The 18,076-nt window shown below is 57.7% G+C and carries 16 protein-coding genes; 12 read left to right on the forward strand and 4 right to left on the reverse strand.

All coding sequences use genetic code 11. The features are described 5' to 3' along the window. Nucleotides 1–1,179 precede the first annotated feature (1,179 nt). The 9 genes from ABIB06_RS38285 (at nt 1,180) to ABIB06_RS38325 (ending at nt 8,018) form a co-directional block, all read left to right on the forward strand. Nucleotides 1,180–1,563 (forward strand): hypothetical protein, encoded by a 384-nt coding sequence (locus tag ABIB06_RS38285; RefSeq protein WP_354070409.1) that lies wholly within the window; start codon nt 1,180–1,182, stop codon nt 1,561–1,563. Nucleotides 1,564–1,582: 19 nt separating this feature from the next. Beyond that, complete coding sequence (gene ligD, locus ABIB06_RS38290) at nt 1,583–2,503, forward strand: non-homologous end-joining DNA ligase (protein WP_354070407.1); 921 nt, start codon at nt 1,583–1,585, stop codon at nt 2,501–2,503. Next, the gene (locus tag ABIB06_RS38295) at nt 2,503–2,817 is read left to right on the forward strand and encodes a hypothetical protein (RefSeq protein ID WP_354070405.1); all 315 of its coding nucleotides are present in this window, start codon (nt 2,503–2,505) and stop codon (nt 2,815–2,817) included. Before ligD ends, ABIB06_RS38295 begins: the two co-directional genes overlap by 1 nt. A gap of 1,318 nt (nt 2,818–4,135) precedes the next feature. Continuing rightward, nucleotides 4,136–4,732 (forward strand): hypothetical protein, encoded by a 597-nt coding sequence (locus ABIB06_RS38300; RefSeq protein WP_354070353.1) that lies wholly within the window; start codon nt 4,136–4,138, stop codon nt 4,730–4,732. Between the two features lie 385 nt (nt 4,733–5,117). Beyond that, the gene (locus ABIB06_RS38305; RefSeq protein WP_354070355.1) at nt 5,118–5,870 is read left to right on the forward strand and encodes a hypothetical protein; all 753 of its coding nucleotides are present in this window, start codon (nt 5,118–5,120) and stop codon (nt 5,868–5,870) included. A 107-nt stretch (nt 5,871–5,977) separates the two neighbouring features. Further along, nucleotides 5,978–6,178 carry a helix-turn-helix transcriptional regulator gene (locus tag ABIB06_RS38310; protein ID WP_354070357.1) on the forward strand — a complete coding sequence of 67 codons (201 nt, stop codon included), beginning with the start codon at nt 5,978–5,980 and terminating at the stop codon, nt 6,176–6,178. A 2-nt stretch (nt 6,179–6,180) separates the two neighbouring features. Then, nucleotides 6,181–7,047, forward strand: coding sequence for an LvrA C-terminal domain-related protein (locus tag ABIB06_RS38315; RefSeq protein WP_354070359.1), 867 nt, complete (start codon nt 6,181–6,183; stop codon nt 7,045–7,047). Next, nucleotides 7,037–7,501 (forward strand): hypothetical protein, encoded by a 465-nt coding sequence (locus ABIB06_RS38320; protein ID WP_354070361.1) that lies wholly within the window; start codon nt 7,037–7,039, stop codon nt 7,499–7,501. The genes ABIB06_RS38315 and ABIB06_RS38320 overlap by 11 nt, the downstream gene beginning before the upstream one ends. Before the next feature lie 190 nt (nt 7,502–7,691). After that, nucleotides 7,692–8,018: a hypothetical protein gene (locus ABIB06_RS38325; RefSeq protein WP_354070363.1), complete on the forward strand. Its 327-nt coding sequence runs from the start codon at nt 7,692–7,694 to the stop codon at nt 8,016–8,018. A 413-nt stretch (nt 8,019–8,431) separates the two neighbouring features. Here ABIB06_RS38325 and ABIB06_RS38330 read toward each other — a convergent pair whose 3' ends face one another. Then, nucleotides 8,432–9,520 (reverse strand): FAD-dependent oxidoreductase, encoded by a 1,089-nt coding sequence (locus tag ABIB06_RS38330; RefSeq protein WP_354070365.1) that lies wholly within the window; start codon nt 9,518–9,520, stop codon nt 8,432–8,434. A gap of 255 nt (nt 9,521–9,775) precedes the next feature. Here ABIB06_RS38330 and ABIB06_RS38335 point away from each other — a divergent pair, with 255 nt between their 5' ends. Next, on the forward strand, nt 9,776–10,453 hold the full coding sequence (locus ABIB06_RS38335) for a hypothetical protein (RefSeq protein ID WP_354070367.1): 678 nt from the start codon (nt 9,776–9,778) through the stop codon (nt 10,451–10,453). Between the two features lie 209 nt (nt 10,454–10,662). After that, entirely contained in the window at nt 10,663–12,018 is a 1,356-nt protein-coding gene (locus ABIB06_RS38340; RefSeq protein ID WP_354125701.1) for a hypothetical protein, read from the forward strand. Between the two features lie 63 nt (nt 12,019–12,081). On the opposite strand, the gene ABIB06_RS38345 is transcribed toward ABIB06_RS38340, so the two are convergent. The 3 genes from ABIB06_RS38345 to ABIB06_RS38355 all read right to left on the reverse strand — a co-directional run bounded on the left by ABIB06_RS38345 (nt 12,082) and on the right by ABIB06_RS38355 (nt 16,046). Continuing rightward, nucleotides 12,082–13,311: a hypothetical protein gene (locus ABIB06_RS38345; RefSeq protein WP_354070371.1), complete on the reverse strand. Its 1,230-nt coding sequence runs from the start codon at nt 13,309–13,311 to the stop codon at nt 12,082–12,084. Between the two features lie 63 nt (nt 13,312–13,374). Next, nucleotides 13,375–13,851 (reverse strand): histidine phosphatase family protein, encoded by a 477-nt coding sequence (locus tag ABIB06_RS38350; RefSeq protein WP_354070373.1) that lies wholly within the window; start codon nt 13,849–13,851, stop codon nt 13,375–13,377. 1,229 nt (nt 13,852–15,080) lie between these two features. Continuing rightward, nucleotides 15,081–16,046 carry an ABC transporter substrate-binding protein gene (locus ABIB06_RS38355; RefSeq protein WP_354070375.1) on the reverse strand — a complete coding sequence of 322 codons (966 nt, stop codon included), beginning with the start codon at nt 16,044–16,046 and terminating at the stop codon, nt 15,081–15,083. A 244-nt stretch (nt 16,047–16,290) separates the two neighbouring features. Between ABIB06_RS38355 and ABIB06_RS38360 the strand changes: the two genes are divergently transcribed. After that, nucleotides 16,291–17,661 carry a transposase gene (locus ABIB06_RS38360; protein ID WP_354070377.1) on the forward strand — a complete coding sequence of 457 codons (1,371 nt, stop codon included), beginning with the start codon at nt 16,291–16,293 and terminating at the stop codon, nt 17,659–17,661. The last annotated feature ends 415 nt before the right edge of the window (nt 17,662–18,076 follow it).

The following is an 18,076-nucleotide window of genomic DNA, read 5'->3' on the forward strand; positions in this document are numbered from 1 at the left end:
ACCTGCCGCGCATGATCGTCTCCGCCGATTCGAGATGATAAAGTGAATCATCAAGTCCCCTCCCTGGCGAGGGGGTTTTTCAGCAGACTGCTAGGCGTGACCTTCCAGGAAATTTTCGTTCAAGGTGCGAGGAGGACTCGAAGATCGAAGGGAAGCTGACTACCTGCCAGATGGGCGTGAACCTGAACAAATGAGAAGCACCGATCTGAGCCGCCCTGATCGGCATCACCCACTGTGCTGGCGGGGTTTTTGGTGGTCAGGAAATTTGAGCCCGAGTATTACATCCAGCTATGCGCGGATCGGTATGCTCAGATTACGAAGAAGATTGCGGCAAGCTCGTCAGCCGACGAAATCACCCAGTTGAAGTCTAAGCTCACGATCATCAGAGATGGCGCCCTGGAAGAGGCCAAAGGAACGTCGATGCCGAATGTGGAAACTCCCAGACGTCTGGAAGGTCATCATTGATCGAGGGGGCGCGCCGGAGAACCCTATCGCGAGGGCGGACGCACTTCGCCTGATTGATTTCTTCGCTGTGCCTCCGGCAGGCACACTAGGCTTGCTATCGAGCTCGCAGATGGAACATCTTGCCGACCAGTGCGAGGGATGGGCGTGCACACCGAATTTGCAGGATTATGAAGCGGCTCGCCTGAATGGCAAGGCGGTAGGGTTGCGCCGGCTGGCAGAGTACCTAGGACCCTTTCACAAACCTCATGAGCCACCTGAGTCACTTCATGGGCTTTTGGCAGGAAAAGAGTGAGGCTGGCCGTGCTTCTCGCGGGTCGCTTGACGAACGCTGAGGGTTATAATTGCCGGCGTCGCCGCGAGCTCAGTCGATCCACAGCCACAATTGACAGAGGCGCTCATCGTGCGGGAGTCCAGAGGTAGGTTCGCGCAATGGTAGTTGGAGCCAGTACAACTACGGGAGGGTCCAGTCGCCTACTTTGAAATCCCGAGTGGCCTAGTTTGGCGACCACCGGCGGCGGTACTGTCCGTATTCGCCTCCGACTGTCAGGTTTGCCAGCACTGCGGAGAGTGCTGGTTTATCGCTGGGTGAGGCTGCCTCCGCGCTCTTTCCGAGCCTGCTCGCTGTGACCGCTTGGCTGGTGCCGGCCGCAAAGAGGCGCAGCGATTGGCCGGAACCAGCCGCGCCATTGCTCCTCTATGAGTTGGAGTTGCGTCATGCGTCATTCGCCGTCGATCGTGCCGCTGGATCGTCTCGACCGGGAGATTTACTTGGTCCTGGAGGACTTCGGCGCAGGCGCCGGCTGCTCCTGGCGCGAGACTGACGAGCAGGACACTGACTTCGAGACCATCATCAGCGACCTGATCTCGGGTCAGTATGCCTATCCGGTCCGGATCGTTGCGTTGAACGCGATCGAGGGCTGGTCTCGTGATGCGACCAGCGAGATCGCGGACGAGCTCGCCGCGCGCGCCCTCGACCGGGGCGTCGAGATCAGCCCCGCGCTGCGGGCCTTTATCGAGGCAAACGCGATCCGTCCCTTTGCCGTCCAACTGGCGCTGCCTCTAAAAGAAGCTGCTCGACCTGGAACTCTGAGTTCGTGACCTGGCGTGGAGTGTGTCAGTGGCGTTCCAGCGCAAAAAGATCGTGTCGATCGGGGTCAAGACGCCCTACCCTGGCTTCATTGAGCCTCTGCTCGCCGAGCAGGTCGACCGGGTGCCACAAGGCGACCGTTGGCTCCACGAGATCAAGTATGACGGCTACCGAGCCCAGCTCCACATCACTGGCGAGAGCATCAAGGTCTTCACGCGACGCGGGTACGATTGGACGAGGCAGTTTCGGAAGGTCGCGCAGGATGCGGTCCTGATTAAGGCCAACTCCGCCATCATTGACGGCGAGATCGTCGTGCCCGGCGAAGACGGCAAGACGGACTTCTCGCAGCTTCAGAACAGCCTCAGAGGCAGCGCCCAGAACATCGTCATGATGGCATTCGACCTGCTCTACGTCAAAGGCCGGGAGCTTCGCAGGGAGCCGCTGGAGGAGCGTAAGAAGGCCCTTCAGGCACTGATCGAGAATACGCCCATCCAATACAGCGAGCACTTCGAGATCGGTGGCGCCGAGCTGTACCGGCGCGCCTGCCAAGCCGGGCTGGAGGGCATCGTTTCCAAGATCGCGGACTCGCCCTATGTCGGCGGGCGCGGAAACTATTGGGTCAAAACCACCTGCGCTCACCGGGAGACCCTCGCCATCGCCGGCTTCGCACTCGACGGCAACAAGTGGGACGGCATCTTCCTCGGACGGCGCAAGGGCGAGGACCTGATCTATGCCGGCAAGGTCGACCACGGCTTCGACAAGTCGACGGAGGCCGAGCTGCGCAAGCGGCTGAAGCCGCTGATCAGGAAGACGCAGCCCTATGCCAAGCGCGTCGCGCACAAGGGTGTCTGGGTGGAGCCGACGCTGCTTGCCGAGGTCGAGTATCGGGGCAAGTCGGCCGTGGGGAAGGTCCGGCATCCATTCTTCAAGGGCCTGCGGGAGGACTTGTGATGGGCCGCCTGAAGCCCGCTGAGCAGATCGAGCAGAGCTACGACCTCGCCATGATGGCATTGGCCGACTACCTCACGCGCGAGCGAGACGCGGCGGAGACCATCGACCGGCTCATCCGCATTCTCGATCGGGACAGCCTTCGCGAGGCGATCACCGAGGTTCTGGTCGACGCGCGGGTGCACCCGAGGCCGAGGATGCGCCGAAGGCTGACCGATGAACTGCGTCGCTTGCGAAGACACCGGCTGGGTATGCGAAGACCACCCCGACCGCCCTTGGGATGGTCCGCACGCCTGCGGCTGCGGCGCAGCGGGTGACCCTTTGACCTTGTCCCAGGTGCAATCTTTCCTCTGAAGCAAAGCCGCCGCGCCCACCTGTGGGCTTTCAGTTCAGCTTTGGATTATTGGCGGATTTGGCCTGGTTCTTCCGCAAGATGAGATAGGCAGCCGGGACAGGGCGCCGGGCGGCCTCCGAGTACACGAAGCGGATCACGCCAATCGCCGCGCGATCGCGTGGCAGTCGCAATGCGCTTGGCATATTTGCTGTGCTGATGGCATGCGGCGCACTGCTCCGAGCACTCCTCCATTGTGCTCCCCTTCCGCCACGACGAGGAAGAGGCGGACCAGTAGGCAAGAACAGGGCCCCAGCTGATGCGGTACGCTGTTGGAGGCTTGGGTCGCGGCGCTACCTCGTACAGAAGCCCAGGTGTCTCACCTTTCAGCTTCAGTGTCTCACGCTAAGCAATTCTGATACCGATACTTTTCCGCAGAGTGGGTGAGACACTTGAAACCCTGTGTCAGCGAGCTGACTCACTGTCTCACTCCTGCGGTGAGGAGCTGGCAGAGGCCAGAGGCGAGCTGTTGAGCTTGTCCCGGTGCCGTGGCCATGGCTGCCCCGCCCCTGGACCAGGGATCGCGGAGATCGGAGGTCAGTTCTTCTCGCGGGTGTCGCCGAACCGCCATATTGCCGATGCCGCCGCTTGGTATGGCCCGTTGTGGTCTCCTGTTGCCAAAACCCAGCAGGTTTGTTGCGGGCTACCTGCCGGGTTGCTGTTCGGTTAGATGTCGCCGCGGTACGAAGGCTCGGGTGTCTCATACGCGCCCTGTCTCATCTCGATCATGAGTCGGGCGGTGTCTCGCGCCCTTGCCATAGCCTGCTTGCTGACCGGCCTGCCCGGCCAAGGCTGGAAAGATGTGACGCCGACCCCGCTATTACCGCTTCGGGCGCCAGTGGCTTCAGCCTGGCTTCAATTGTCAAGGAAAGCCAAAACGTCGGTCGGAGTCCGGCTGTGGGTCGCGTTGCGAAGTGGAGACGCATCCGGCCGCCGAAAGCCGCTTGGTTACGAGCGCTCTTCGCGAAGGATGACTACGGATTCAGTGTCTCACGCTAAGCAATTCTGCCTTTTGCGCTTTCTGCCTCAGGTGAATGAGACACCCGAGAATCACGCCCCGGAGTACGCACGTCCCGGATGCCCAATCAGGCCCTATGACGTGCGGAGCCCTTTTGAGAATGGCACTGACTCGTTAGCTGCAGCGCTAACGGGCACCGCGGCCATCGGTAGGCATTGCTTGTTGACACCGATAATTCTTTTGGTACGATACCGATACTGGACTTGACCAACCAAAAGGTATACCGATGGCAATAGCAAAAGAACTAATGGTGGAAGGCGGTCTCCGTCTGATGGCTGAGGCCGGCCACAAGATCGTGGGCCATGTGGCAGATGCCCATCACAAAGCGACAGTGAAGCGTCTCTCGGACGGCAGCAGCGTTCAGGTCCGGACTTGCAACCTGCCCCAGCTTCCAATGGTCTTTACGGAGAAGGATGTTCGTGCGAACGGCATACCGGACCGACTGGAGGTGGCGCTCAGCTACACATTCGTGCTCGCAGTCATCCGCGTTGCGCCCAAGCGCCTGGTGGCGTTTCTGATCCCCTCAGAGATCGTGAAGCAGTACGTGCTAGACCAGCTCGCGGCTGGAAGTAAGGATCTTTCACCTCACTTGGATCACGACATTTGGCAGAAGTATCAACTGCCGGGTTCCATTGAGGCGGACGACGTGACGATCGAAGAAGCCGAGGTCGCCGATGGCGCCGTTGCGAACGCTTCGACCTTGGCAGAAAATCCCTCCGATGCACCATCGTTGCGCGATCGAATCGATTCCCATCGCAACAACATCGCGAGGGACGCCGGCGTCACTCCGGACAAAGTGCGCATAGACATTGACTTCAACTAGTCAGGCAACCGCGAGCGCGTTGTCCACCAAGCGAGAAGCGCATGGAGCTACAAGATGGAGGTCGCGATGTGCCTCCTACCGTCCACCGATGTGGAACTATGCGGCCTAGCTTTTCGGTCTGAATGATCGGATCGCGGACCGATTACACCGCCAATTACAGTCATCAAATCGCGGCGCCGAGCTGGATGAGCTTGCCCGGTCCCAGAGATTGGTAAAGAGTGCAGCGCAACAACCTATGAGGCTGAACTGGATTGTAGAGGCTTCCAGTGATGCCGATGCGCCCAGCTCCTGCTGCTATCAAAATTCGAACCCTCGTTTTCTGGATTCTGCTTTGCTAAAATCGCAACTCGTTGGGCTGAATGGACGGTAAGGTAGTTCTCGCGGTATGAGCTCGCAGGAAGAAAATAGCGAAAAGATTGCCAACGCCGATTGGATTCCGCTGCGTCGGGCGGTGTATGAATCCTTCTGGAAACACGAACTAGAAAATGGGACTCACCTGATTCAGCTGCGATTTACATCGCGATTTGCGCCGCTCAAAGCAGAACTCGGCCTAAGTGATCAAACCTTAAAATTCTTGTTCTGGGACGGCTCAGTCTTTGAGGGAACGCCTTGGGATTTCTTGAATAAGAGCGAGACATTGCCGCCGCATGCGTTCGCGGCGGCGTTCTTGCACAAGACCGTGGGCGAAATCTGGGACAAGATGAACGACGCCTTTAACAGGAGGGTTTCGTCGGGCGGAATTGTCCTCTTCGCTCGAATGGACGATTTTCGAGCGCAATTTATTCCCATCCCCGCAGACCAGTGGTCGTACTACAGAGTTACCGACTGGGAAAAAGGCACTGCCTTAGCGCACGACGGGCGTTCCTTGTGTAGCGTCCATGCCAAGCTAGTCGACGCAAAGGTCAACACTCCCGGCCGTCAACCATTCTACGATCAAGATCAGATCAACGGCGAAGTTCGGCGTGCTATAAAATCGAAAGGCTTACCTGAACGTGGGGGAGAAACCGGGTGGCAATCCCGAGCCGACGTAGAGCGTCTGGTTCGCGACTTTTGTTATAGAACGACAGGCAAGGAGCCGGCTCGAAGTACGCTGCAGATCCTGGCTAAAGAAGCGCTTGCCGCAGCCAAGGGACGCTGACCGGTAATCGACTTTGGTCTTTTCGGTCATTACCGGTCAATGCCGGTCATTAAACCTCATATCGTCGGATAACTTGCTCTCACCTTAGCCAACAGGGTGAGACAGAAATGAAGGACGAGACGGCAAGTGGCCGGATCATCGGCTCAGCCGAGCGCCGCCGCCTTCTCCCGTTTTCGGACATGCACATTTGGCGGCTGGAAAAAGCCGGCCGATTCCCGCGACGTATTAAGATTGGCGACCACCGGGTCGGCTGGGCGTTGGACGAGATCCTCGACTGGATCGAAGCGCGCAAATCTCAGCGCGGCTAGCCATGACCAAGCCGGACGCGCGCAAATTGGTTTGGTTGAAGTTCTACCCGGGTGATTGGCGCGCCGATCCCGCCCTGCGCATGTGCTCGCTTGCGGCGCGCGGCTTGTGGATCGAAATGCTGGCGATAATGCACGAGGCCGACCCGCGAGGCTCCTTGCTCATCAACGGCAACACCATTGGCGCTAAGCAACTTGCCAGCTTGTGCGGGGCAACTCTTCGGGAAACCACGGCGCTCTTAATTGAGCTTGAGGCGGCGGGCGTTTTCAGCCGCGCCGACGACGGAACAATTTTTTCGCGTCGCATGAAACGTGACGATGAAAAGGCCGAGCGGGATAAGGCTAACGGCAAGACTGGCGGTAACCCCAAGCTCAAGACCGAGGTTAACCCCCTGGATAAAGCCCAGAGCCCAGAAGCTAAAGGGCAGAATTTAGATTCTAGAATCCAAACGCAAAGAAAAGAAAGGCCGCGCGCCGGCGCGTTAGCTGTTCCTTGGACCGAAGCCGATCGCGAGCGGTTCTGGGCGGCGTTTCCGAACAAGGTCGGCAAGGCCGACGCCATGAAAGCCCTCGACAAAGCCTCACACAAGGTCACGCCGGACGCGCTGTTTCCGGCGTTGAACGATTACGCGAATAAATCCGACGACCGACCATTTTGCAATCCGGCAACATGGCTCAATCAGGAGCGTTGGCTCGATCAGCCAGCGGCAAACAATAATGGCCAACGAACTTACGGTTCGCCCCGTCGACATTCTGGGGCTGATTTCCTCGCCGGAATGTCTGGCTTGGCGTCGGATATCGCTGGGAACAGTCAAGTACCCGGGACTAGCCACTCGGACATACCTCTCGGGAAGATTAACATTGACGGATGACCAGCGTCTCTGCATTCGCCGAAAGATTGCCGAGTTGCGCGCGGCTTCAGAAGCCGACAACGGAACGGAAAATCGGAGGGCACGGCTCGCATTAGTCGGAAATCTTCTACTGGCGTATCCAATTCCGAATGGCACTTCCGAAGCAGGCCGCGCGCGCGCAGAGGCTTATCTCGTCGCGCTTGAAGATGTTCCTCCATGGGCAATCGCCGAAGCCATCAAACGCTGGCACCGCGGCGAGTGCGGCCAGGGCTACAACTATCGTTGGGCTCCGGCGCCAGCAGAGTTACGCCAACTTTCAAAAGAGCGGGTACGCCCCGCCAGGGAAACTATAGCGCATTTGGAAGCAGTGCTCGCTGCGATCTCCCTTGAACGCGCAATGGATCCGACGCCAATCAACCCCGAGGTCAAATCGGAAAACGGTCGTGTCGTTGAGATTGGAATTCGGCGCACATAATTTGGATGCCAGCTCCTGCCGTACGGTAGCAACTTCAACTTCATAACCACTCTAGATGGGGAGTTTGCGAGGCTTGTCGACAGGCAACCAAAACACAACCCGCTTTCGTCAAGTGCGAGAGGGGCCCCAGGGCTTGCGGTACTGAGCATGACTCGGGTTCTCGTCATCCCAAAGTGAAGAGGCACATTCTATGAAGAAAACCTCCGAAAACGTCACCGACTTCTTGGTTCATGCTCGACCGGCCCTCGTCGCTACCGTTCAGGAAACGATGACAGTTTTGAAAATCGGACGGGCAAAAACTTATGAGCTTTTGAATGCGCGCATGCTGGAAAGCTACTTAGAAGGCTCGTCTCGCAAGATTACATGGCGCAGCATAGAAGCGTATGTCGAGCGTCGACTGCACGAAGAAGCGGTCCGTCGCAACGATCGCAGGTCTGCAGGAGTGAAATGCCGAAGCAAGCTGCCACGTGGCCAAGAAGCGCCGAATGGTGCGGAAGCCTGGCCGGACTCAGAGTGAGTTTCTGCAATCGAAAGGATTATGGACAGCGAATGATCGCATCGATCCTGCACCACGGATACTCCATCCTCCAAATCGCTTTGTTTGCGTTCGCTCTTTTGCGGCTCAGCTTGATAGCTACGGTTGAAATCCACGATCAGGTCGCGAAGCAGCGTCTCTCAACCACGGAGCGCGGAGTGGTCGGCTTTTGGGTTGGAACCAGACGAAGATCTTAGAGCGCCCAGATGCCGGCTTTTGACCCAAAGCAGAACTGGCCCGTCTGCCGGATGCCCGCTTGCGCCCCGAAGCTACGCTTCCCTGGGTCGCAGTTTGCTTCCAGGCGGACCTTTGCGTGGCGCTCAATGGACCGAGGTTACTCGGGGTTCAGTGGCGGCAAGCACGGCCGATGATCGTCACCCTAAGTTGGAGAAATCTCAGACCTCCGGAATCTGCGGATTGACGATCGGCGCGTGGTCCGGGTTGTGGATATGGATATCCGGAAGGGGCCCCGCCGACGCCTTGCCAAACTGGGAGGCGATGTGACTGACGAGACCCTGGCACACGGATTTGTCTGCCGTCTCATTGTTCACACCTACCTCGAACGTCCCGCCGATGACGACGTGATCGGCGCGCGGGAACATGTATCCGTCCTGACCATACAAATATTGCAACGCGGGCTGCGGGGGCAACATCGCCAACTGCCCCTTGATTGGGACCATTTTCGGATCGCTCATCAACGTCATCGACCCGAGCCCGGTACAATTGATAACTATCGTTTCCGGCACCGAGGCGATGATATCCGACTTGTTCACGAATTTCTTGTTCACAGATGTAACGCCGCGCGCCCGCAGCTCCGCTTCGAGCTTCGCAAGAAAGATCCGCGGTTCGATCAGCAAGGTCTGGTAAACGAAGCCAGGCTTGGTATGGCCCTCGAACGGCTCCCTTGGAAGCGACTCCCTTGGCTTGATGAGACCGGGTGCCAGCTGGATCACGACATCCAGATTATGCGACGGCGTGGCCGAATAGTTCGGCCGCTCGTTGACGCCAAAGCCCTGGCCGATGCTAGCCTTGAAGGTCGTGTATGCGAACTTAATGATGTCCGTGAGTTCCTGTTTCTTGCCCGCGAATTCCACAACCGACACGGCCCACTGGCCGCCGGCCTTGGATGACGTGGTCTCCAGCGGCGGGCGGTCCGAATAGATCGTGACCGTCAGACCAAGATCGGCAAGCAGAGTGGCGGCGGTGAGGCCCATCACCCCTGCACCCAGGACGGCCACTTTTGTATCGGGCGAGCCAACAAGATGGCTTCTGACGATATCCCGCACCTTGGAGGCGCAGCCCCAGCTCAACGTAATACCGGCACCGCCATGCCCGTAATTATGGACGAAGAATTTATTTGAGATCGTCTCGGCGTCGAGACGGTAGGATCCATTGCGATACGGCCGTACGCCAGCGATACATGCGCCGGGCTGGTCGGCATCGAAGGTGAAATCGGGCGTCGGCAAATTGGGCTTTGCTGGCATGTCCAGTCCTCGCCAAACCTATGAACGTCCGCACCAAGCGGCCTTCACGTGAGATAGCAAGTTTAGCTCAATCGCATTTTCCGGCCATGTGAAGTGGTTCACAACCTTTGGCCGCAGGCTGCTCTAACGTTGCAGACCAGCGAGATCTGCCTAACTGCCCAGGAGGCGCTGGAGCCACCTCGCTCTTCTCGCTTTCAGGAGGGAAGCAAAGTCCGCCGCGACATCAAGACTGACTATCTTCGGTGAGGAGACGCCATGTCCAAACTCCCAGGATTTTGTTCGGTTCTGCTATTGGGACTGTCAGTTGCAGTGAGCGCTGTTGCGCAGCCTGCGGGAACCGACGACGCCGATATGAAGAAAGAGAAGCTGTTTCCAGTCGGGAACGGAGTAGGACTCACGCATTTTCGAGTCGTCATGCCCGGGGTGCTATATCGCGGCGGCACGGAAGGTTCCCGCGCTGGTGTCGACGGTCCACGCCGACCGCTCCAAAATCAGTCTCTTCAGGCACTTTGCAAAGCCGGCTTCTCGCAGGCGGTGTACGCGTATCGAACCGGATGGAACGGAACCGAGAATGTCAGCTGCGCTGCTAATTCGCTCCAATATGACTATCACCAGTGGGACAACCGCGCGGCCTTGAAAACGGTGTTCATCAAGCTCCATGAGATCATCACTCAAGGCAAGGGTGCGATGTACGTCCATTGCTGGTATGGCCTGCACGCTTCCGGTTTCATCTCGGCCGCGTCCCTCGCTCAATTTTGCGCTCCAGCGGGATGGGATTCTCGCAAAGCGGCCGAATATTGGGATAGCGTGATCCCGCCTAAGATTCGTTATCCAAAAGAGCATGACGAAGTCGCGAATTTCGTACGATTCACGGATCCAGAACTGCAAATTTCTGAGCAAGACGCGGCTCGCGTTTGTCCGCAATACCATTGAGGCTTCCAGGAACTTTTTCCATGTGCGCATCGCAAACATGCAAAGGAGTCGCGGAAAGCGAACCAATTCTCGCTGCAGGCGCTCCGCTCTGAACTGGAGCTGGTCGCCGCGATAGGCGCAGCGGATGGACGTTGCGAATGCAAACCAATCGGAGAGCTCGCTCCAGCGGGTTTTCCTGCACGTGCCACGCGAGACCGGGACGACACGCGATGAGACCTCTGCGTTTCACTCAGCTTCTACTGCTGCCGCTGCAGTTCCTGGCTCCGGCATACGCCTATGCCGGCTTATCCGTCGACCCTACGCGCGGCGAACAGACCACGCAGATTCCGGTGCCGGGCAGAAATACCGAGATTTGCGTCGTTCCCAAGCATCTCGCTGCGGGGAGATATTTCGACAAGGACGTCGAGATCGAGATTCGGCTTTGCAATATCGATGAGCATAAGAATTCCGCTGCTTGTCCGAAACTCAATAGCACGAATCCGGGTCTTGACCTCTATTCACTCCCTCAAGGAGGCACTCCCCAACAGGTCGAGGCCGCTCGTTGCGACACTGCCGGCGCCCACAAGATAGCCAAATACAAGCTGAGCTCCAGCTGCAGCTACACTGCATCCATCCTCGGCTACTACCATCTGTCGCGCATGCTTGGTGGCATCGCCGACGTACCTCCGGCCGTTCTGCGCACGTTTGACCTGCAAAATCATATTGCCCTCGGTCGCGCGGCTCTGGCGGAGAGCCCCTCGAACAGCCTTATTCATCAGACTTGGGCAAGCCTGATGGCGCAATTGACAGCAGGCGCGAACGGCAAGAGGCGGGATTTCCTGTTGACCGACGACTTCACCCAATCGTATGGCGCCCTGAGCGAAAATCCAAAGCATGAGAGCTTCTATAAGGAGTTCTTCAACGGCGGCGCCAACAACGTAGGCCGCGCGTTGAACTTCCGCGACAAGAACCCGGTCGTGCAAATGCTGGCCCGCAACGTGGACATCAGTACGTTGGTGGGACGAGGTTTCACAACCGAAAACGTTCAGAAGATGGTGCAGCTCAAGGATGCCGCGGACTTGATCGTGATCGACACGCTGATGAACCAGCAGGATCGCTTCGGCAACATCCACTATCTTACGACCTATTATTACATCGACGCTGCGGATCTGGACGCGGATGGCAGCCCCAAGCTGAAGTTGAGCAAGGACTTGACGCCCGAAGAGGCAGCGAAACTCGGAGCTGTTCAGCTCAAGAAGATGCTCCTGAAAGACAACGACTGCGGGGTCGCAAAGGAGAATGTTGCAAATCAGGTCGGCCTGGCCGGTCGTATTGCGCACATTGATCCAAAGACCTACCTGCTTCTTCAGCAACTTGACGCTGCTGCCGATTCGGCTGAAACGAAGGACTTCTTCGTCCGAGAGCTGGTTTTTACCGCCGACGATTACGCCAACATCCGCAGGAATCTGAAGGACCTTGCGACCAAGCTGCATCAAGCATGCCTGAAAGGCGGCCTGAAGCTCGATTTGGATCTGCAGGCCCACTTCTCGAACCAAACAGTCAAAGTCACGAGTTGCGAGCCGTGAGAGCGGAGCACTTTGCCGCGGGCGAATACGATCAGCTGCACCATTTCATTGCAGCTCGCAGACTCAGTCGAAGTAGGCTTTATCGCCGAACTTGGTTTCGGTAGTTCGAACATAGTCCAGCACAAACCCTAGGTTCCTTCTGAGCCGTTGAACATTGATAGCCGCGCTGTTCTGGGAATAGAGACCAAGGTCAGTGACGAAGACTTCAGGATCGGAATATCCGAGATAGCCGGTCGCGGGGGTGTCAAGGAATCGTTTCAGATCGGCCAGTTTCTGGATGACGCCGCGATCGAAGCGGCTGAACCAGGTCAGATTCCGCGCGTTCCAACTGTCGCTGATATCGGCGCCGCCGTTATCAGTCATGTAGAAATGGGCGCGGCCTTGATCGTCTTTCCGGATCGCCACGTTGCCACCGCTGTACCGGTCCCACTGCTGGGTGACGGCGTCGATCGTCATGATAACCGAATACTCCCGCGCGAGCTCGAGTTCGTCGCCGTCATAGCCGGTTTTCAAAGTCAAGCTCCTGCCTGCCATCGGCTTCTCATTCGCCGCCTGCAGGAACTGAACGATTGGGTGACCGGCGTTCGGCGCGCCATTTGACGCGGCGTGGGTGTTGGCGATCGCGTCGAACGCGACGCTCGTTTCGTCCTTCTTGGCCTTGACACATCCCTTCAAGGAGGACCCGGATTGTATGGCCTTCAATATTCGGGCCTTGTTGGCCAACCGTGCGGAACCGTGAATGTTGTACTTTCCGATAAGGGTTTTGAACGTTTGGCTCGCGATCGGACCAAGCTCGTAGCGCGCGGCGGGGCGATATATCTGGTCGTAGCCAAGGATCGCACTGAGATTGAAAGTCGCTATCTCGACGTCGGGATTGGCGGAACTGTTCCGTGGGACGAAGGACCCGCGCGACTTATAGCCCTTCGGATCCGACGCATCGATCTTCTCGATCTTCATATTGATCGACGTCGAACCGGACAGCTCCTTGAATGTATAGCTGGCGCTATCCTCGAGGTTCATTCCCCTCCACTTCTTCATCCATTCCCCGCTGTCCGCTGAAAGCGATCGGCCCTCCGACTGGAGCGCTTCCAGCACTGGAAAACTCTGGATCTCGTATCCGGGCGGCGCGGCGCGCAAGGGAGCCGGCACAACCGCCGCAGCCAAAGCCGCCAGAAAAAACGCTCCTGTCACCAGAATAGCTGTTCGCTCCTTCGGCAACCGACCCATTGTTTCCTCTCGAAATTGTTCATCGCGACGGTCGATCTGACTTTCACTCACCGGCGTCGGCGCCAAACAGACGGTTCCGATTCCGGCTCGCGCAAAGCAAGTTTCGACCAGCGACCTTCAGGCACAACGTCAGAACGGCTCCCGCACTTTCGTAACCTCGGGCATTTCCCGATCCTTCACAAACTTGACTTGAAGAATGAGATCGAAAACATCGCGTTTCCAAGGGTCCGGATAATCGTCCGCCGGTGCCTTCAGCGCATGCATCATTGGCGGGACATTTCCGTGATGCCAACAGACTACGACGAGCGCCCCATCAAAAGCATCACTCTTGCGAAGGTGGTGAGCCAGCGCGCCGTAGTCCTGATCGGCGTAGGTTTCATCAATTGTCAGGTGACACTGCCTGGCAAGAGGCTCCAGCGTCTGAATTGGACGCCGACTGTGCTTTGAACCAGCGGTTGCAAATAGCCACATCGGCTTTCCGAAAGTCGCTGGGATGTATTGAGCCAGCCGTTGCGCGCGAGCATTACCGGCGGGAGTGAGGTCGGGATCAAGCGGATCGTCCGACTTTTCGGCGTGCCGCATTACCAAAATCACCTTAGCGTTCATGATAGAAATGCTCCCAATCGACATCTGCAGTCAAGCAGCAGAATTCCTACACACAGCGCGTGCTCTCTCCATCCTATCGCAGCTATCAAACCGCGCTTCTAAGTTCATCTCCCCTCCTCTTCCGCACGAGTTGGCGATAGGAAGGGGAACAGAAGACAGGTCCTCTTCGCGTAGTCGCTGTGGCACGCGAAGATTCCTGACGTTCCGTGATTTCATTTCTTGCCTTTTCAGCTGCGTGGCCGCTGACGACTGCAAAGCGTGGCCCAAGGTCGATGCCCCGGTGCTCTTTCAGCAGGTCTTGTGTAGCAGGACTTCGCTCAAGCAAATGTAACCTAGATCACGGTGCCGAACGGCTGTTGATCGTACACTCAAGCATGCATGACGGACGATCGGTTCATTTCCCGTCGCGGAGACTTCGGCTGCAATGAAATACTTAGGCCGAATGCCACTTCATGGCGTATTCCCCAATTGGCGTACTTTTCTGCGGTGGAACTCGATTGCGCGACGACTTAGACGAACCAAGAGGGTCAACAATGTCGAAAAGGCCGTCCATTCAACATGAATACCATCCCAAGCGGGATCGCCTGGAAATCACCATCAAGCATTACTCGCTAAAGAAGAAATCAGAGCGCGAGGATTTGGTGAAGTACCTTCTTCAAAGGCTAATAGGGGGTACAGACCTCGCAAAGAAGCTCAAGCGCGCAAAAAATCCATGGAAGGAAACCAGAATACCTGAGGTAGGAGATTGATTGTGCGCGGATCGCTCCAAGCGGCGGTTAAGGGATGCCTCTATTCCACCGCTGTTACGGGATGATGGCTTAATTGGCCGATCCAGCTTATTTCGGTGTCTCAGGAGCTTGCCCTTTGCGGTCGCAAGCCCGATCCCACCGCTGCCGCCGGTTATCAAGCAACCCTTCCCCCCAATGGATCCATAGCGTTATCAAGGGAGCTCATAAACCATCATCTCATCAGCAATGCCCTTGAGCGCCGCCGTTCAATCACCGGTTTGAGTTTGTTTGATGTCTGTGGGTTCTCGATCACCGGCCCGGTCGCGCACATTTCCGCGGCATCCGCTGACTGCCGGAGGCTTTTTCGGACGTCCATCTCCGGTCGAACGTCCGCTTTGCGCCAACGGCTGCCACTACTCCTAAGTCAGTTCATGGCCCGCAGCTGACCTTAGGGCGATGCTGGCCAAGGGCAGCTTTTACCCGAAGCTGAAATTGCGCCGCTTATTCAATCACGAGATCCGCCATGAGTAGAACCTGCTCCGGAATTGTTATGCGCAGCGCTTTGGCAGAACGGAGATTGACAACAAGCTGGAATGCTGTGGGCTGCTCGACCGGCATGTTTGCCGGACTGCCACCTTTTAGAATCTTGTCGACGTAAGTGGCCGCCATTGTAAAGAAGGCCGTGTTGTCGGGGCCGTAGCTCATCAATCCATCATAATTGGTGACGTAACTGTTCACTTGGAAAACCGTCGGCAAGTTCGTTTGTAGCGCGATCTGAGGCAAGCTAGGTCGCGGCGGATCCGCGAGAACGTAAACGACGTCACAAGATGCCGCCTTCATCTGAGCGAACGCCTGGTTCAGATCTTCAGGATTGTTCGCTGAAAACGGCGTTGCTGAAATGCCAAGCTTCTCTGCTGCGTGTACTGCAAGCTCGGCTAAGGGCGGATGAGTAGGGTTGCTTGAGGTCAATACGCCGATTTTCTTTGCATTCGGGAAGGCCGATCGGATGATATCCAGCACCTTCGTGGTCGTGTCGCCAAACATATTGGCAACACCGGTTATATTTCTGCCCGGGCGTGTGAAGCTCAGGACGAAACCAGATCCAACGGGATCTGTCGCCGGCGACATGACGATGGGGATTGTCGACGTTGCCTTCTGTGCGGCTGCGATCGCCGGCGTGGCGTTTGCAACAATGGCATCAGGCTTTAGTGCGACGATCTCCTCAGCGAGAGCCGGTAGGAGGCCGTACTTCCCGTTCGCCTCCCGCGCATCGATGACGAGGTTCCTGCCTTCCTCGTACCCCAACTTGCGAAGCGCGCCTCTCAAAGTATTGACGCCAACCGAGGATCTTCCGGAATCAAGGTAGCCCACGCGCCACCGACGGACTTCTTCAGTGGCCGCCTGCCCCGCCAGGATAAATGCGAAGCCGCTGGTCAGCCAGGCGCGGCGCGTTACGAGTCGACGCATGGATCGAGCTCATCTAGGAAAGACCGTCTGCGCTTTTAGCATCTTCATATGCGAAGATCGAGAGTACGATGGGAGTAAACCGCATCAGTGATCAGGAGTCCCCTTGTTCGCCAAGCAGCCCAAGGTGACCCTGCCAGCGCGTTACCGAGGACCGCTTCTGGCCGATTTTGTTGCAAAAGTCGGTTGAGACAAGTCACGAAGCGTGATTCCGTTGTGTTGACGCGAATCTCGGCGAGGTCGATACATGATGGGCCGTCTGAAGAGTGACCAAGGTCAACTGTTCTACGAGTTTTGTCTTGGCGACGCGGTTCCTGAAGATCATTTGGTGCGGAAGATCGATGCTGCTCTCGATCTGTCCTGGCTTCGCGGTGAACTAGCATCTCACTATTCGTCGATGGGGCGCCCGTCGATCGATCCGGAACTGATGATCCGAATGCTGGTCGCGGGGTATGTCTTTGCGATCCGCTCGGAACGGCTGATCTGCCGTGAAGTGCAGGTGAACCTCGCCTATCGCTGGTTCTGCAAGCTCGGTATCGAGGACGCTGTCCCGGATCATTCGGCGTTCTCGCGCGCCCGCAACGAGCGCTTCCGCGATGGAGATGTTCTCCGCCGCGTGTTCGAACGGATTGTCGAGACATGCATTGCCGCCGGTCTGGTTGGTGGCGAAGGATTCGCAGTCGATGCGAGCCTGATTGCGGCCGACGCGAACAAGCAGCGCTCGATCGCAGGTCACGATTGGCGCAGGGATCGCGATCCGGCCAGGTCTAGCCGCGCGGTGAAGGAGTATTTGGCAACTCTCGACGATCCGGCGTGGGGAGCCGCCAGCGATGTCATCCCGAAATTTGTCTCGCCATCCGATCCGGCAGCGCAGTGGACCGGCGCTCACAAGGGGCCGGCATTCTTCGCGTACTCCGACAACTATCTCATCGACGTGAAGTTCGGCGTCATCGTTGATGTCGAGGCTTCCCGCGCCATTCGCCAGGCCGAGGTCGGTGCAGCAAAAACCATGATCGAACGGACCGAGGAGCGCTTCGGTCTCAAGCCAGAGCGACTTGTCGGGGATACCGCTTACGGAGCGGCTCCAATGCTGAACTGCCTGGTCGAGGAGAAGGGCATCGCGCCACATATCCCTGTGTTCGATAAGTCGAAGCGGGATGATGGCACTTTCTCGCGGAGCGACTTTCGATATGACCCGATCGGCGACGTTTACCACTGCCCGGGTGGTAAGCGGCTTGGGACGAGCGGTACCGTGCACGAGGGCAAGACCCTTCTGTATCGTGCAAGCAAGCTCGACTGCGATGTATGCCCGCTCAAGCCGCAGTGCTGCCCAAAGGAACCATCACGCAAGATCCCGCGCGATATCCATGAGCATGCCCGAGACGTTGCCCGGTCGTTCGCTGGCACCGAGGGCTTCGAGCTCTCTCGGCGTCAGCGCAAGAAGATCGAGATGAGGTTCGCACACTTGAAGCGCATCCTGAAGCTTGGTCGGCTCCGATTGCGCGGCCCGCAAGGTGCCCAGGATGAGTTTGTTCTAGCCGCCATCGCCCAGAATCTGAGGCGATTTGCATCGCTGGTCGCACGACCGCCACCGGCTCAGGCTCTGCGCATCGCGTAGCGTAGCGTCGAAGTTGCGTAAAATGCGTCAGGGCCAGCGCTTCAAAGCGCGGCTCAACGAAAGGCCCAGCGGCCAAATCCATTGCAGCCGACTTTTGCAACAAAATCGGCCCTTAGCCGACCATTTGGCGAGCGCTTTGCTAAGTCGGCTCCTTGGGGTAGACCGGACGCCCTACGCTGTTCTCCGGTCATCCAAATCGGCCACGCTGGCGCCGCTCAGGAATGCGGCCCAGTCCTTCATTAACGCCCGGCGCTTCTCCAACTTCTGGCCTCGCTGATAGGCTGCAGTGGTTTCACTTTTGTCAATCGGCGTTGGACTGGGACCCCCCGTATTGCCGCATCAGCGAATGTTACCCTGATGGCGCCATTGGACTGGTCGATGCGACCTCGACTGATCGGCCGCGCCAAGTGGCTTT

This window comes from Bradyrhizobium sp. LB8.2, assembly GCF_040548035.1.
Classification (GTDB): domain Bacteria; phylum Pseudomonadota; class Alphaproteobacteria; order Rhizobiales; family Xanthobacteraceae; genus Bradyrhizobium.

What these genes read in the sequence shown, in the direction of transcription:
- ABIB06_RS38285 (WP_354070409.1), top strand. Translation starts at nt 1,180, where the DNA reads ATGCGTCATTCGCCGTCGATCGTGCCGCTGGATCGTCTCGACCGGGAG.
- ABIB06_RS38295 (WP_354070405.1), top strand. Translation starts at nt 2,503, where the DNA reads ATGGGCCGCCTGAAGCCCGCTGAGCAGATCGAGCAGAGCTACGACCTC.
- ABIB06_RS38300 (WP_354070353.1), top strand. Translation starts at nt 4,136, where the DNA reads ATGGCAATAGCAAAAGAACTAATGGTGGAAGGCGGTCTCCGTCTGATG.
- ABIB06_RS38305 (WP_354070355.1), top strand. Translation starts at nt 5,118, where the DNA reads ATGAGCTCGCAGGAAGAAAATAGCGAAAAGATTGCCAACGCCGATTGG.
- ABIB06_RS38310 (WP_354070357.1), top strand. Translation starts at nt 5,978, where the DNA reads ATGAAGGACGAGACGGCAAGTGGCCGGATCATCGGCTCAGCCGAGCGC.
- ABIB06_RS38315 (WP_354070359.1), top strand. Translation starts at nt 6,181, where the DNA reads ATGACCAAGCCGGACGCGCGCAAATTGGTTTGGTTGAAGTTCTACCCG.
- ABIB06_RS38325 (WP_354070363.1), top strand. Translation starts at nt 7,692, where the DNA reads ATGAAGAAAACCTCCGAAAACGTCACCGACTTCTTGGTTCATGCTCGA.
- ABIB06_RS38330 (WP_354070365.1), bottom strand. Translation starts at nt 9,520, where the DNA reads ATGCCAGCAAAGCCCAATTTGCCGACGCCCGATTTCACCTTCGATGCC.
- ABIB06_RS38335 (WP_354070367.1), top strand. Translation starts at nt 9,776, where the DNA reads ATGTCCAAACTCCCAGGATTTTGTTCGGTTCTGCTATTGGGACTGTCA.
- ABIB06_RS38340 (WP_354125701.1), top strand. Translation starts at nt 10,663, where the DNA reads ATGAGACCTCTGCGTTTCACTCAGCTTCTACTGCTGCCGCTGCAGTTC.
- ABIB06_RS38350 (WP_354070373.1), bottom strand. Translation starts at nt 13,851, where the DNA reads ATGAACGCTAAGGTGATTTTGGTAATGCGGCACGCCGAAAAGTCGGAC.
- ABIB06_RS38355 (WP_354070375.1), bottom strand. Translation starts at nt 16,046, where the DNA reads ATGCGTCGACTCGTAACGCGCCGCGCCTGGCTGACCAGCGGCTTCGCA.
- ABIB06_RS38360 (WP_354070377.1), top strand. Translation starts at nt 16,291, where the DNA reads ATGATGGGCCGTCTGAAGAGTGACCAAGGTCAACTGTTCTACGAGTTT.